The 13,859-nt window shown below is 70.8% G+C and carries 15 protein-coding genes; 3 read left to right on the forward strand and 12 right to left on the reverse strand.

From position 1 onward, the window contains the following. Positions 1 to 72: 72 nt before the first annotated feature. The 5 genes from WJM96_RS06330 to WJM96_RS06350 all read right to left on the reverse strand — a co-directional run bounded on the left by WJM96_RS06330 (position 73) and on the right by WJM96_RS06350 (position 4,582). Complete coding sequence (locus WJM96_RS06330) at positions 73 to 417, reverse strand: hypothetical protein (RefSeq protein WP_424811587.1); 345 nt, start codon at positions 415 to 417, stop codon at positions 73 to 75. After that, positions 418 to 1,821 carry an amidase family protein gene (locus WJM96_RS06335; protein ID WP_424811588.1) on the reverse strand — a complete coding sequence of 468 codons (1,404 nt, stop codon included), beginning with the start codon at positions 1,819 to 1,821 and terminating at the stop codon, positions 418 to 420. A 60-nt stretch (positions 1,822 to 1,881) separates the two neighbouring features. Then, positions 1,882 to 3,051 carry an acyl-CoA dehydrogenase family protein gene (locus WJM96_RS06340; protein WP_424811589.1) on the reverse strand — a complete coding sequence of 390 codons (1,170 nt, stop codon included), beginning with the start codon at positions 3,049 to 3,051 and terminating at the stop codon, positions 1,882 to 1,884. A gap of 84 nt (positions 3,052 to 3,135) precedes the next feature. After that, complete coding sequence (locus tag WJM96_RS06345; RefSeq protein WP_424811590.1) at positions 3,136 to 3,876, reverse strand: sulfite exporter TauE/SafE family protein; 741 nt, start codon at positions 3,874 to 3,876, stop codon at positions 3,136 to 3,138. Continuing rightward, positions 3,866 to 4,582 (reverse strand): dienelactone hydrolase family protein, encoded by a 717-nt coding sequence (locus WJM96_RS06350; RefSeq protein WP_424811591.1) that lies wholly within the window; start codon positions 4,580 to 4,582, stop codon positions 3,866 to 3,868. Before WJM96_RS06350 ends, WJM96_RS06345 begins: the two co-directional genes overlap by 11 nt. A gap of 112 nt (positions 4,583 to 4,694) precedes the next feature. Here WJM96_RS06350 and WJM96_RS06355 point away from each other — a divergent pair, with 112 nt between their 5' ends. Next, a complete protein-coding gene (locus WJM96_RS06355) occupies positions 4,695 to 5,585 on the forward strand; it encodes a LysR substrate-binding domain-containing protein (protein ID WP_424811592.1) in 891 nt (296 codons plus the stop codon). 111 nt (positions 5,586 to 5,696) lie between these two features. Here the strand turns inward: WJM96_RS06355 and WJM96_RS06360 are convergent, their stop codons facing one another. The 3 genes from WJM96_RS06360 to WJM96_RS06370 are packed head-to-tail and all read right to left on the reverse strand — an operon-like array spanning position 5,697 to position 8,205. Further along, entirely contained in the window at positions 5,697 to 6,482 is a 786-nt protein-coding gene (locus tag WJM96_RS06360; RefSeq protein WP_424811593.1) for an enoyl-CoA hydratase/isomerase family protein, read from the reverse strand. Continuing rightward, entirely contained in the window at positions 6,479 to 7,567 is a 1,089-nt protein-coding gene (locus WJM96_RS06365; RefSeq protein WP_424811594.1) for an acyl-CoA dehydrogenase family protein, read from the reverse strand. Before WJM96_RS06365 ends, WJM96_RS06360 begins: the two co-directional genes overlap by 4 nt. Then, positions 7,564 to 8,205, reverse strand: a complete 642-nt coding sequence (locus WJM96_RS06370; RefSeq protein WP_424811595.1) for a 3-oxoacid CoA-transferase subunit B — start codon at positions 8,203 to 8,205, stop codon at positions 7,564 to 7,566. The genes WJM96_RS06365 and WJM96_RS06370 overlap by 4 nt, the downstream gene beginning before the upstream one ends. Before the next feature lie 148 nt (positions 8,206 to 8,353). Here WJM96_RS06370 and WJM96_RS06375 point away from each other — a divergent pair, with 148 nt between their 5' ends. Together WJM96_RS06375 and dapA are read left to right on the forward strand one after the other, a co-directional pair. Beyond that, positions 8,354 to 8,764: a hypothetical protein gene (locus WJM96_RS06375; protein WP_424811596.1), complete on the forward strand. Its 411-nt coding sequence runs from the start codon at positions 8,354 to 8,356 to the stop codon at positions 8,762 to 8,764. A gap of 14 nt (positions 8,765 to 8,778) precedes the next feature. Then, on the forward strand, positions 8,779 to 9,750 hold the full coding sequence (gene dapA, locus WJM96_RS06380; RefSeq protein WP_424811597.1) for a 4-hydroxy-tetrahydrodipicolinate synthase: 972 nt from the start codon (positions 8,779 to 8,781) through the stop codon (positions 9,748 to 9,750). 9 nt (positions 9,751 to 9,759) lie between these two features. Here the strand turns inward: dapA and WJM96_RS06385 are convergent, their stop codons facing one another. The 4 genes from WJM96_RS06385 to der form a co-directional block, all read right to left on the reverse strand. Next, on the reverse strand, positions 9,760 to 10,443 hold the full coding sequence (locus tag WJM96_RS06385; RefSeq protein WP_424811598.1) for a 3-oxoacid CoA-transferase subunit A: 684 nt from the start codon (positions 10,441 to 10,443) through the stop codon (positions 9,760 to 9,762). 138 nt (positions 10,444 to 10,581) lie between these two features. After that, positions 10,582 to 11,445, reverse strand: a complete 864-nt coding sequence (locus tag WJM96_RS06390) for an isocitrate lyase/PEP mutase family protein (RefSeq protein WP_424811599.1) — start codon at positions 11,443 to 11,445, stop codon at positions 10,582 to 10,584. Between the two features lie 138 nt (positions 11,446 to 11,583). After that, complete coding sequence (locus WJM96_RS06395) at positions 11,584 to 12,393, reverse strand: isocitrate lyase/PEP mutase family protein (protein ID WP_424811600.1); 810 nt, start codon at positions 12,391 to 12,393, stop codon at positions 11,584 to 11,586. A gap of 70 nt (positions 12,394 to 12,463) precedes the next feature. After that, positions 12,464 to 13,858: a ribosome biogenesis GTPase Der gene (gene der / locus WJM96_RS06400; protein WP_424811601.1), complete on the reverse strand. Its 1,395-nt coding sequence runs from the start codon at positions 13,856 to 13,858 to the stop codon at positions 12,464 to 12,466. Position 13,859: the final 1 nt, after the last annotated feature.

Genomic DNA, 13,859 nt, shown 5'->3' on the forward strand with positions numbered 1-13,859 from the left:
GCTCAAGGAAATTTGGCAATCCTGGGTTGCATCGGCGGATCAGCAAAACTTGCGAGACGCCCCGAAGGGGTCTCAGCGGCCCGGGGCCAGGTTGTTCGGAAGCACCGTCAGGACCGGCGTGTCGCAGACGTCCAGCCCCGCCATTTCCGCGGCGCGGCCGTTCACGAAGACGGCGCGAAAGCTGTTGACGCCAGGCTTCGCCTGGAAGGTCCGGCTATCTCCCATCGGCATGGTGCCGGTGGCCAGCAGGTCGGGCCCCCAGTCGCGAGGGCCGGCCTGGCTGACGTAGATTTGCTCGATAGCCTGGGAGGATGAGTTCCGCACCGTGAGCTGCCCGGAGCAGCCCAGGGTGGATACCTGCCCGCCCGGGGCCGCGCAGGCGGTGAGCAGAAGCAGAAGCGGCCAGGGGCGCATCATTCAGTCCCAATCAGGATCCACGGGCGCCGGCGGTGTGCCGAGCGCGGCAATGTCCTCGCCGGCGGCCAGGAGGAGATCCTCCCGATAGCGGCCGGCCAGCAATTGCACGCCGACCGGAGTCTTGCCCACCAACCCTGTCGAGACGGTCAGCCCCGGCAGGCCCATCAGCGGCAGGCCGACCTGCACCAGCTGCGCCTCGATGATCTCGGTGAAGCGCTGGAGGCCGGACTGGTCGTCATGGTCGGGAAAGGGCAGCTCGCCGGAGACGGGAACCAGCACCACCGGATAGCGCTCGAAGAACAGGTTCCAGGCGCGCAGGAAGCCGAGGCGCGCGGTCAACGCGTCCTGGAACTCGACGAGACCGGGGACGGAGCTCAGCTCCACCATGTGCCGGAAGACGGCCAGGGAGGTCGGTTCGGCCTCGCGCTCCACCGCCTCCATGCCGCCGCGCGGCAGGTTGGCGAGCCAGAGCAGTGCCTGCAGCCGCGCGGGCTCGCGCAGCGGGGGTACGCTGGCCACCTCCTCGACCTGCCAGCCGGCCTCGACCAGCCGGGCCGCCGCATCGCGCAGCGCGGCCTCGACGGCGGGGACGACCTTCATGCCCTCCGGCGCCACGCAGAGCGCCACGCGCTTCGGTGCCTCGGGGCCGACGAGCGGGGCGGGCACCCACCAGGGGTCGCGCGGGTCGGGCGCGCTCATGGCCTCGAGCGCGAGGCGGATGTCGGGGATGCTGCGCGCCAGCGGCCCGCTGACGGCCATCAGCTGCGGGCCGATGTCGCGGTCCGGCAGGCTCGGGTTCCAGGCGGGGATGCGCCCCAGCGTCGGCCGCAGCCCGTGGATGCCGCAGGCATAGGCCGGGTAGCGCACAGAGCCGCCGATATCGGTGCCATGCCCGATCGCGCCGATGCCCGCCGCGGTCGCGGACGCCGCGCCGCCCGAGGAGCCGCCGGGCGTCAGCCCCTTGTCGCGCGGGTTGTGCGTGGCGCCATGGACGTTGTTGGAGGTGAACCACCGAACCGAGAAGGCCGGCGTGTTCGTGCGCCCGATGATGACGGCGCCCGCCTTGCGGAGATTGGCGACGACGGGGCTGTCCTCATGCGCACGATGTTGCGCCTGGAGGGTCAGGCCGTTGGTGGTGGCGAAGCCCTTCTGGTCGACATTCACCTTCACGGTGACGGGCACGCCCGCGAGAAGCCCGGGCTTCTCGCCGCGCGCGAGGGATTGGTCCACCGCGTCGGCGGCCGCCAGCGCTTCCTCGGGCATGGTCTGGATGACGGCGTTGAGGCGCGGGTTCACCGCATCGAGCCGGGCGAGGGCGGAGAGCGTGACCTCGCGCGCCGTCACTTCCCCGATATGGACGCGGCGGGCGACCTCCGTCGCGTCCAGTTTCCAGAGTTCCGTCATCCCGCCCACCCCTTTACAGCGAAGGGCGCGATCCTTCGCCCGGCGGCGCTGCCGGTCAACTCACCCCGGCAGTTCGAGGACGTTCTTGCTGATGATGTTGCGCTGGATCTCGTTCGTGCCGCCGTAGATCGTCGTCGGCCGTGCCTGGATGTAGAGCGCGCCGGGATTGAGGTTCCGGTTGCCCTCCATTGGCCCGAAGAGGCCGGCATTCTCGCCCGCGATCTCCATCATCGTCTCGGAGATGCGCTGGAAGAGCTCCGACTGGATCACCTTCAGCTGCGATACGTCGGCGCCGAGCGGGCGGCCCTGCTTCAGCACCTCGACATAGCGGCCGTAGAGCGCCTTCAGGTCCTCCAGGTCGCAACGATGCTTCGCATAGCGCTCCTGGAACGACGCCTCGTCCTGGACGCCCATGCGCTCGGCCAGCTGCTTGAGGCGCGTCAGCGCATAGGCGCTCTGGCGCGGGGAGCCGAGGTAGATGCGCTCGAAGGAGAGCAGTGCCTTGGCCATGTCCCAGCCCTTGTTGAGCTGGCCCACCAGGTTCGCCTTGGGCACCTTCACATTGTCGAAGAAGACCTCGCAGAACTCGTCATGCATCTCGAGGTTGATGATGGGCCGCACGGTGATGCCGGGCGTGTTCATGTCCACCAGCAGGAAGGAGATGCCCTCCTGCTTCTTCGCGTTCTTGTCGGTGCGGACGAGGAGGAAGATCCAGTTCGCGTCCTGAGCGAGCGTCGTCCAGATCTTCTGGCCGTTCACGACATAGTGGTCGCCCTGGTCCACCGCCTCGGTGCGCAGCGAGGCGAGGTCGGAGCCGGAATTCGGCTCGGAATAGCCCTGGCACCAGATATGCTCGCCGCTCAGGATCTTCGGCAGGTAGAAGTTCTTCTGCTCCTCCGTGCCGTAGCGGATGACGAGCGGCCCGAGCATGATGATGCCGTGGTCGTTGCAGCGAGCGCAGCCGTGGCGCTCCAGCTCCTCGGTGAAAATGATCTGCTTGGCCGGGGCGAGGCCGAGGCCGCCGTACTCGCGCGGCCAGCCGGGGCAGAGCCACCCCTTCTCGGCCAGCTTGAAGTACCAGACCTTGTTCTCTTCCCAATGGAGGCGCTTCTCGGGATTGCGGATCTCGGCGGGGTAGTTGGCCTCGATCCACGCGCGGATATGCGCGCGGAAGGCGTCGTCCGGAAGGGCGTTGAGGTCCTGCGGCTCGCGGCCGGTGATGGCATTCATGGGCTGGCTTCCTTAACCGCTTCCTGGCGCCATTTTGCGCCATCCGGCCCGGCCCCGCTAGAGGCCCCCGACCGAGCGGTTGGTCTATAGGGCAGAGAGCGCCAGCCAGCCACCCAGCACGACCAGCGAGGCCAGGAACCAGAGGCGGAAGATGCGCGGCTCCATCCGCTCGCGGATGCGCTGGCCGATCTGCATGCCGAGCATCGCGGGCAGCAGCGCGACGAGCGACGCCATCACCATCGGCGAGGCGAATCCTCCATGCAGACCGAGGCCCGCGCCGAGCGCCATCGTCGAGACGGTGAAGGACAGGCCGAGCGCCTGCACCAGCTCGTCCTTGCTCAGCCCGAGCGCCTGGAGATACGGCACCGCCGGCACCACGAAGACGCCTGTCGCGCCCGTCACCAGACCCGTGGCGATGCCGATGAGCGGTCCGAGCCAGATCTCCGCCGCGCGCGGCACGCGAAGCCGCGGGGCCCGCAGCGCCACGGCGGCATAGAGCACCAGCACGGCGCCCAGACCCGCGACCGCCATCCGGCTGCCCGTGGCGAGCGAGCCCGAGCCCAGCAGCGTGCCGAGGCAGGCGCCGCCCAGCAGGGGCCACAGCCGCCGCAGCAGCGGCCGCAGATGCGGCCCTGTCATCATCTGCCAGAGGTTGGTAACGAAGGAGGGTGCGAGCAGCAGCGTGGCCGCCTGCGCGGGCGCGACGGCGAGCGTCAGCAGCCCCATCGACAGCGTCGGCAGGCCGAGTCCCACCACGCCCTTCACGATCCCTGCCAGCACGAAGACCGCCGCGACGAAGGCGAGCAGCGCGGGATCACTCGGCATCGCGCAGCTCCCGCACCAGCCAGTCGGCGACGAGAGGCACGGAGACCGCCCAGAATTGCGGATGCGGCGTCGCGACGATGCGGCCGGCGCCATCGGGGCGCGGCAGCAGGGAAGGGCCCTCGCCGCCATGGGGCGGGCGGTCCCAGGCATAGCCGGCGCCCGGGATCTCGGCCCGCGCGGTGCCGAGGCGCGCGCAATCGGTGCGGGTGTTGGCGGCATCGGCCTCGCCATGGACGATCAGGGCGCGGCCGGCGACCCCGGGCAGGCCCGCGCAGCCCGGATAGAGAGCGACGCGCGCGACCCCGGGCAAAGCGAGCAGTGCGGCCCGGCCGCCGGCGCCGAAGCCCAGCACGCCGATGCGGCCGTGCTCCACCCGGGGATCGCGCGCCAGCTCCCGCAAAACCAGGGCGGCGGCCTCGGCGGGGGCGATGTCCGCCTGTTCCGAGACGGATTCGAGATCCACCTCCAGCACCATCATGCCGGCGGCGTTCAGCGCTTCCACATAGGGGTCGGCGCGGCGATCGGGGCCCAGCGCGTCGGGCAGGACCAGCACGGCAGGCGCGCGCTCGTGGGCCGGGGCGAGGGGCAAGGACATCACGCCGGTGATGGCAGGATGGTCGTGGAGCGGAAAGCGCTCCGGCCGGTCCGCCGCGGCAGGGGCGAGGGGCAGCGTTGCCAGCAGCGTCGCGGCCAGAATGCGCCTCATGCCCGATCCTCCCAGGAAATGCGGTGACGGGACCTTGCTGGTCGCGCATCCCCCGCACAATCTGGCTTTCCAGGAGGCAGCCTTCGGAAAGGACGAAGGCAGGAGGGTTCCCATGCGCTTCGACCTGACCGATCTGCGCCTGTTCCTGGCCACCGTGGAGGCCGGCAGCATCACGCGCGGTGCGGACCGGTCGGCGCTTGCCCTCGCCTCGGCCAGCGCGCGCATCCGCGGCATGGAGGAGACTCTGGGAACGCCGCTGCTGCTGCGCGGGCGCCGTGGCGTGGCGCCTTCGCCGGCGGGCCGCGTGCTGGCGCGACACGCCCGCGCGGTGCTGGAGCAGCTGGAGCGCATGAGCGGCGAGCTGGACGACTACGCGCGCGGCCTGCGCGGCCAGGTGCGCGTGCTCTCCAACACCTCGGCGCTCAGCGAATTCCTGCCGGACGTGCTCGCCCCCTGGCTGACCGAGCATCCCAATGTCGATGTCGAGCTGGAGGAGCGGCCGAGCCATGCCATCGTCGAGGCGGTGGCGGCCGGCCATGCCGATGCGGGGATCGTGGCGGATTGGGCACCGACGGCGGGGCTGGAACTGCTGCCCTTCCGGCTGGACCGGCTGGTGCTGGTGGCCCCGCGCGAGCATCCGCTGGCCGCCCGGCGTGCCGTGGCCTTCGAGGAATGCCTGCGCTTCGACTTCGTGGGCCAGCCCGAGGATGTCGCGATGCAGGGGCATCTCTCGGGCCATGCCGCGGCCTTGCGCCGGAAGCTCAGGCTGCGCGTGCGGGTGCCGAGCTTTGACGCGATTTGCCGGCTGGTGGGGGCGGGGGTCGGGATCGCCGTGGTGCCCCGCACGGCGGCCGAGCGTGCGCGCCGCACCGCGCCCATCCGCATCCTGCCCCTGACCGATGCCTGGGCCGAGCGGCGCCTGGGCATCTGCGTCCGCAGCCTGGCCGGCCTGCCGCCGCACGCGCGGCGCCTGGTGGAGCACCTAGCGCAGCCAAAATCTTGATTTTCCGGGGGCCTTCGACGGAAAAGGCACTCACGCCAGCGGCACGAGGCTTTGCCTCGTGCCGAGGCCGCAAACGCGGCCCGCGCGTTTGAGCACCAGATCCTTGGGCGGCTACTTGCCGGTGAAGACCGGCTTGCGCTTGCCGAGGAACGCCTCGCGCCCTTCCTTGTGGTCCTGCGTCACGAAGAGCGTCGCCTGGAAATCGGCCTCGCGCGCCAGCGCCTTGTCGAGATCCTCGGCGAACCACTGCCGCGTGAAGGCGATGGGCAGCGGGGCGGATTCGGCCAGCGCCTGCGCCTTCTCCATGGCCACTTCCAGCGCCTTGCCGGGGGCGACCACGTAGTCGACGAGGCCGATCTCCTTCGCCTCCGTGCCCAGGTACTGCGTGTGGTGCAGCAGCATGTCGCGCGCGCGGCCGACGCCGATGCGCGCGGGCAGCGTCGCGGGCATGCCCATGTCAGCCATCAGGCCGATCTTGTGGAAGCCCGCCATGAAGCGTGCATTCTCGGCCGAGACGATGGTGTCGCAGAGCAGCGCCAGCGAGAGGCCCGCACCCACCGCCCAGCCCTCGACGGCGGCGACGATGGGCAGGTTGCTGCGCGCCATGATCCGCACCAGGCGGTGCGTGCGGCGCATGCGCTCGCGCCCGTCATACGGGTTCTCGATGTTCATGCCGGAGATGTCGCCGCCGGCGCTGAACACCCCGCCCGAGCCGGTGAGCACCAGGCAGCGGATGCCGCGGTCCATGTTCGCGCGCTCGATCGCGTCTTCCATCTGCTGGCGCAGCGGGACGGCCAGCGCATTGCGGCGCGCCGGATAGTCGAGCGTGAGGACGAGGACGGCGCCGTGCCGCTCCTCGGCGATGCGCATCACGGGCGCTTCCGTCACGTCGTTCATTCCTCGGTCTCCGGGGCCATGGCCATGAAGCGCTTGCGGTGCAGGGCGGCTCCGCCGAGCGCGGGCGCCTGCACCATGGCGCGGCGCATGTAGAGGCCGACATCGTAATCGTCGGTGTAGCCGATGCCGCCATGCAGCTGCACGCAGGCCTGGGCGACGAGCATCGCCGCCTCGCTGGCGCGCGCCTTGGCGCGGCTGACGATGGCCTGCGCGGCCTCGCCGCCCAGGCCGTCATCCAGCGCGACGGCCGCCTGCTCGACGGCCGCGCGGGTCAGCGCCACCTGGATCTTCGCATCCGCGGCCTTGTGCTGCAGCGACTGGAAGGTGCCGATGATCTTGCCGAACTGCTGGCGCGTGCGGAGATAGTCGAGCGTCATCGCGAAGCTCGCCTCCATGCCGCCGAGCAGCGAGGCGGCGGTGGCGAGCGCGGCGCGGTCCAGTGCCTCGGAGAGCGCGGCGTAGACATTGTCCGCCACCTTGCGGCCGGGGCCGGCCTTGGGCGTGACGGTGCCGAGATGCCCGCCATCCTGCGTGGCCTCGGTCGTGATCTCGACCTCGTCGCGCGTCAGCACGTGCAGCGCGACGCGCGCCTCGTCCACGACGGGCCAGAGGATATGCGTGGCGCCCGCGGCCATCGGCACGAAGCGGCGCGCGCCGTCGGCGGTGGCGGAGAGCTGGAGCGTGTTCGCGCGGTCCTGCCAGGCGGTGAGCACCACGGCCTCGCCGGCCAGGAGCTGGCCGAGCAGCTCCGTCTCGCCGGCGGCCGCGAGAAGATGCGCGGACATGGCGCAGCCGATCAGCGGCTCGGGCGCGAGCGAACGGCCCATTTCCTCGGCCAGCGCGATCATCTCGCCCATGCCGAGGCCGGTGCCGCCGGCCTCCTCGGAGACGGAAAGGCCGATCCAGCCGGCCTCGCCCATCTGGCGCAGCAGCGCGGGATCGAAGCCCGGCTCGGTGAAGCGGAGCTTGCGGATGCGGGCCATCTCGGCGCCGAGGAGACCGCGCGCGGAGTCGCGGATCATCTCGATGCTCTCGGCGCGCTCGCCCGAGAAGGGCGCGACGCCGGCGGCGGTGGCGGCGCTCACGAGCGGGTGTGCAGCTTGGCGCTGCTCTTGGACTGAAGTTCCTCGAGGCTCATGCCCGGCGCGATATCGCGCACGACGAAGCCGAGGCCTTGCACCACGTCCAGCACGGCGAGGTTGGTGTACACGCGCGAGACGTTGCCGAGCGCCGTCAGCGGATAGCCGCACTTCTCCACGATCTTGGAGCGGCCGTCCTTCGTGGTGTGGTCCATCACGACCCAGAGGCGCTTCGCGCCCGCGCCGAGGTCCATCGCCCCGCCCACGGCCGGGGCCGTATCGTTCTCGCTGGTCGCCCAGTTGGCGAGGTCGCCATTCTCCGCGACCTCGAAGCCGCCGAGCACGCAGAGGTCGATATGCCCGCCCCGGATCATCGAGAAGCTGTCGGCATGGTGGCAGAAGGAGCCGCCGGCACGCAGCGTCACGAACTGCTTGCCCGCGTTGATGAGCCAGGGTGTCTCCTTGCCGGGCTCCGGCGCGGGGCCCATGCCGAGCACGCCGTTCTCCGACTGGAAGATCACCTCGCGCTCGAGCGGAACCTCATTGGCGATGAGCGTCGGCATGCCGATGCCGAGGTTGACCACCCAGCCCTCAGGAATGTCGGCGGCCGCCTTCGCGGCCATGTCGGTTCGACTGAAAGGCATGGGTCATTCCTCCTTGAGGCCGCGAAGTTAAGCCTGCCGGCATCCGAGGTCCAGCACCCCGGCCTTACGTGACGCTTACGCCGCGCCGTCCTCTTCCGCATCGCTTCGCGACGGCCGGCGCGCGCAGCCTTGAGGCATGGAGAGGACCATGCCCCACACCCCAGATCCTGGACCTGAAGACCTTCTGGACACCGTTCACGCCGGCCCGGAGGACCGCGTGCTGCTGGTGCGCGGCGGCCCGGCGCTGCTCTGCTCGGCGCTGCGCCACGGCTGCCGCACGGCGATGACGGTCGCCACGCCGCCGCGCCATCCTGAGCCCGCGGACCTCGTGCTCGCACCCCGCATCGAGACACCGGAGGAGGCTGTCGAGGTGGCCGCGAGTGCCAGCCGCGCTCTGCCGCGAGGCGGGCGCCTCGCGCTGCTGCTGAAAGGCGGTGCCGTCGCGGCCGTGCGTGGGGTGCGCCGCCGCCTCCATGCCTACGGCTTCGCCCGCGTCCGCCGCCGCGCTGCCGCCGATGGCGGCGTTCTGCTGCTCTGCCGCTACGGGTCCGCGCGATGAGGAATACCGCCCCCATGCGCCTGTTCCGCGGCTTCGCGGGGATCCAGGGCAGCATCCCCGCCCTCGTCACGCCCTTCGAGGCGGAATCGATGGAGCCGGACCTGCCGGCGCTCGCGCGGCTGGCCGATCGCGCCGTCTCGCGCGGGTCGGCCGCCGTGGTGGTCTGCGGCACCACTGGCGAGGCTCCGGCCATGTCGGCCGAGGAACAGATGCGCGCCCTGGCCGCCGTGCTGGAGGCCGTGGCCGGGCGCGCGCCCGTGATCGCGGGCATCGGCGCTTCCTGCACGGAGGGCGCGGTGCGCCTCGCGGAATCGGCCGGCCATATGGGCGCCTCGGCCCTGCTGGTCTCGGCGCCGCCCTATGTACGGCCGGGGCAGGAGGGGCTGCGCGCGCATGTCCGCGCCGTCTCCGCGCGCAGCGGCCTGCCGGTGATGCTCTACGACGTGCCCTCGCGCGCGGCGGTGGGCTTCGCCGACGAGACCATCGCCCGCCTCTGGGAGGAGGGCGCGATCGCGGCGATCAAGGACGCGACGGGCGACATCGCGCGCCTTTTCCGCCTGCGGCGGCTCTGCGGGGCGGAGTTTCCGCAATTCTCGGGGGACGACGCGACCTCGCCCGCGCATCTGGCGATGGGAGGCGCGGGCTGTGTCTCCGTAACGGCGAATGTGATGCCCGCGCTGTGCGCGGCGGTACAGGAGGCCTGGCGGGCCGGCGACCTGCGCCGCTTCGCCGAACTCGCCGACACGCTCGCGCCGCTGCACGAAGCGCTTTTCGTCGAGACCAATCCGGTTCCGGCGAAGATGGCGTTGCACCTGCTGGGATTCTGCGCGGCCGAGCCGCGCCTGCCGCTGGTGAAGGCAGGGGAGGCGACCATGGCGCGGCTGGCGCGCTCCATGGCGGAGATCACGCCGCTGGAGGAGACGCGTGCCCGCGCGATGGAGGCGCAGCGGCTTCTCGCCGCCATGCCCCGCCGCCGCTACGGCTGAACGCGAAGATCAGGGCGCCCAGGGGGCGCCGCGATCCACCTGCACGACGCGGTTCACGTAGATCCCGGGGGTCGCGATCGCTTCCGGGTCGAGCTCGCCCAGCTCCACGATATGCTGGGTCTGGCAGATGGTCAGCTCGGCGGCCGTTGCCATCACCGGGTTAAAGTTCCGGCCGGACTGGTTGTAGACGAGGTTGCCCCAGCGGTCGGCTTTCCAGGCCTCGATGAGAGCGACATCGGCCTTCAGCCAGCGCTCCATCACATAGTCGCGGCCCTCGAACTCGCGCTCCTCCTTGCCCTTGGCGAGCAGCGTGCCGTGCGAGGTCGCGGTGAAGAAGGCGGGGATGCCGGCTCCGGCGGCGCGCATGCGCTCGGCCAGCGTGCCCTGGGGGACGATCTCCAGCTCCAGCTTGCCCTCGCGGTAGAGCTGCTCGAACACCACGCTGCCGGCGCTGCGCGGGAAGGAGCAGATGATCTTGCGCACGCGCCCGAGTTCCATGAGCCGAGCCAGGCCCACATGGCCCGTGCCCGCATTGTTGGCGACGCAGGTGAGGTCCTTGGCGCCTTGCTCGATCAGCGCCTCAATGAGCTCGTCCGGCTGGCCCGCGCTGCCGAAGCCGCCGATGAGGACCGTGGAGCCGTCCTTGATGCCGTTCAGCGCCTCGGCCAGCGTCTTGACGATCTTATTGATCATGAATCGATTTCCGTCCCCACTCCGCATTACGCCGTCGATGGGGGCGCCGCCCCCGGGCGCGGGCGATACTGCGTTGGGGAAACGCATTCTCCAAGACCCGCGGCCGGGAAATCAGCCATGCTGGCGGCTGGGATAGCCTCAGCTCGCGATGTGGAAGCGCCTCGCCGCGGTATCGTAGTCGCCATAGCCGAGGGTGGCGCGCAGCTCGGCCGGCGGGAGCGCGTCCTTCGATTCCGCCTCACCGGCCACGAGCGCCGCCAGCCCCGATTTCATCGCGGCCGCGACGGGCGAGATCATGCCCGTGGGGTAGGTGCCGATCTTGATGCCGAGCGCGATCGCCTCCTGCTTCGTCGGGATGCGGCGGCCCGGTCCCGGGGAGAGCACGGCGAAGGAGGGCTTGCCCTTGGCGGCGGCCACCGCGCGGCGGAACTCCCCGTCATCGGCGGGGCTGTCGAGGAAGAGGATGTCGGCGCCTTCCTCCACGAACATCTCGATCCGTGCCACGGCCTCGTCGATGCCCTGGGTAGGCCGGCAATCGGTGCGGGCGAGGACCAGGATGCCGGAATCCTTCGCGGCCTCCACGGCGGCGCGCAGCTTCATCCGCGCTTCCTCGCGCGGAAGGCAGGGCTTGCCGGCGGCGGTCAGTTCGCGGGGCGTGATCTTGTCCTCGATGAGGATGGCGGCGGCGCCCGCGCGGCCATAGGCCCGGACGGTGCGCTGTACGTTCATCGCATTGCCGTAGCCATGGTCGCCATCGGCCAGCACGAGGGTCTGCGGCGCGGCGCCATGGACCATCTGGAAGCTGTCGAACATCTCGGCGAAGGAAAGCAGGTCGAGATCCGGCCCGCCGAGCCGGCTGGCCGCGACGCAGGAGCCGGAGAGGAAGGCGGTGGGGAAGCCCGCCTCGGCGGCGAGCTTGGCGCTTAGCCCGTCCCAGACGGCGGGCATGGTGACGAAATCGGGCTTGGCGAGCAGGGCACGCAGGCGGTCGGGGGCGTTCACGGCAATCCTCGGACATTGATTGCCGTGAACGCTAGTCCCAGGCCAGGGATCAGGCCAGCCATCGGAGATCCTTCCGGCCGCGAATACCGGCCGGCGCCGCCCATGACCCCTCCCCGCGCGCTTGAGGGCGGCGGGGAATCAACCAAGCTGCGGCAGCAGCTTGGTGATTTCCGCGCTCGTCGGCATGCCCTTCATGATGTCGAAGTCGCCTTCGCGCAGGCGCTTCGCCGCGAGCACCATCGAGCCCATGGCGTGCCGGTACAGCACGCCCCCGAGCGAGACGCGCTTCACGCCCGCCGCCGCCAGCACCGAAAGGGGCACCGGCCCGGTGCCGGGCCCGAAGACCACGTTCACGGGCTTGGGCGCCACCGCCTTCACCACCGCCTCGATGGCCGCCATGTCCGGCAGGCCGGGCGCGTAGAGCACATCCGCGCCCACTTCGGCGAAGGCCTGCAGGCGGCGGATCGTGTCGTCCAGGTCGCGCCGGCCGTTGAGGAAATTGTCGGTGCGTCCGGTGAGGAGGATCCGGCCCTTCGCGGCCTTGGCCGCCGCCTTTACGCGCGCCACCGCCTGGTCGAAGCCATGGATCGGATCCGCCGGGTTGGCCGTCGTGTCCTCGATGCCGAGGCCCGCGAGCCCCGCCTTGATCGAGGCCTCGACCGTCAGCACGCAATCCTCGGGCGAGGGGCCGAAGCCGTCCTCCAGGTCGCCGTTCACGGGCAGGCCCGTGAGGCGATGGATCATCGCCGCGTTCTCGATCGATACCTCGCGGCTCAGCGCCGCTCGGCCATCGGGCACACCCATGGCGAAGGCTATGCCGAGCGAGGTGGAGGCGAGCGCCGGGAAGCCCTCGCGCGCCAGCAGCACGGAAGAGGCGCCATCCCACGGGTTGGGCATGACGAAGCAGGACTTATGCAGGTCGCGGAACGTCTCGTAGGCGGCGCTCATGGGCTTTCCTCCCTGGGAGCGCAGAGCCTAGACGGCCGAACGGGCGGAACCGTTCGGCATTTTCCGAAACTCAGTCCTGCTCTTCGGAGTAGGGGTTGTCGGTTCCGCGCAGCTGCAGCCGGATCGGCACGCCCGGCATGTCGAACTGCTCGCGGAAGCCGTTGAGCAGGTAGCGCTGGTATTCCTGCGGCAGCTGCTCGGCCCGCGTGCCGAAGATGGTGATCGTCGGCGGGCGCGCCTTGGGCATGGTGGCATAGCGCAGCTTGAGGCGGCGGCCCTCCACTAGCGGCGGCTGATGCCGTTCCAGCATGTCCGAGAACCAGCGGTTGAGCGCGCCGGTGCCGACGCGGCGGTTCCAGCGCTCATGCGTCCGGCGGACGGCGGGCATCAGCTTGTCCACGCCCGCGCCCGTGGCAGCCGAGATGGTGACCACCTCGATGCCGCGCAGCTGGTTGAGCGAGGTCTCCAGCGTGTCGGATACGCGCTGGCGGGCGGCCGCGCGATCCTCCACCGCATCCCACTTGTTGAGCGCGATAACGACCGCGCGCCCCTCGCGCTCGGCGAGGCGGGCGATGCGGATGTCCTGCTCCTCCAGGCCCAGCAGGGCGTCGAGAACCAGGATCACCACCTCCGCCTCGCGCAGGGCGTTGATGGAGGAGGCGACGCTCATCTCCTCCAGCCGGTGGTTGATGCGGGCGCGCTTGCGCATGCCCGCGGTGTCCACGATGCGGATGGGGCCCTCGTCGTCCTGCCACTGGGCGGCGATGGCGTCGCGCGTCAGGCCGGGCTCGGGCCCGGTGATCATGCGCTCCTCGCCGAGCAGCGTGTTGAGCAGGGTGGACTTGCCCGCATTGGGCCGGCCGAGGATGGCCAGGCGCAGCAGCTTGGATTCCTCCTCGCCCTCGGGGGCTTCGGGCTTGTCGGGCAGGTGTTCGCCGATGGCCTCCATCAGCCCCGCGATGCCTTCGTTGTGCTCCGCGGAGACGGCGATGGGGTCGCCGAGGCCGAGCTCGTAGGCTTCCATCGCGGCCGCGGCGCCGCCTCGGCCCTCGGCCTTGTTGGCGACGAGCAGGACGGGCCGGCGCGCGCGGCGCAGCCAATTGGCGAAGGCACGGTCGGAAGCGGTGATGCCGGTGCGGGCGTCGATGACGAAGACGGCGACGTCGGCCTGTTCCAGCGCGGCTTCGGAGCTCGCGCGCATGCGGCCGAAGAGCGTCTCGGGCGCGGCCTCTTCCAGCCCGGCGGTGTCGATCAGCAGGATGTCGCGGCCCGCGATCTGGGTCTCCGCTTCCTTGCGGTCGCGCGTCACGCCAGGCGTATCGTCCACGATGGCGATACGCCGGCCTACAAGCCGGTTGAACAGCGAGGATTTGCCTACATTCGGCCGGCCCAGAATGGCCACGACTGGCAGGGCGGAGGTGTCGCGGTCCGGACCCTCCGCGCCGGAGTGCCCGGAACGCGCCATC

It is taken from the genome of Roseococcus sp. YIM B11640 (assembly GCF_049727625.1).
Taxonomy (GTDB): domain Bacteria; phylum Pseudomonadota; class Alphaproteobacteria; order Acetobacterales; family Acetobacteraceae; genus Roseococcus.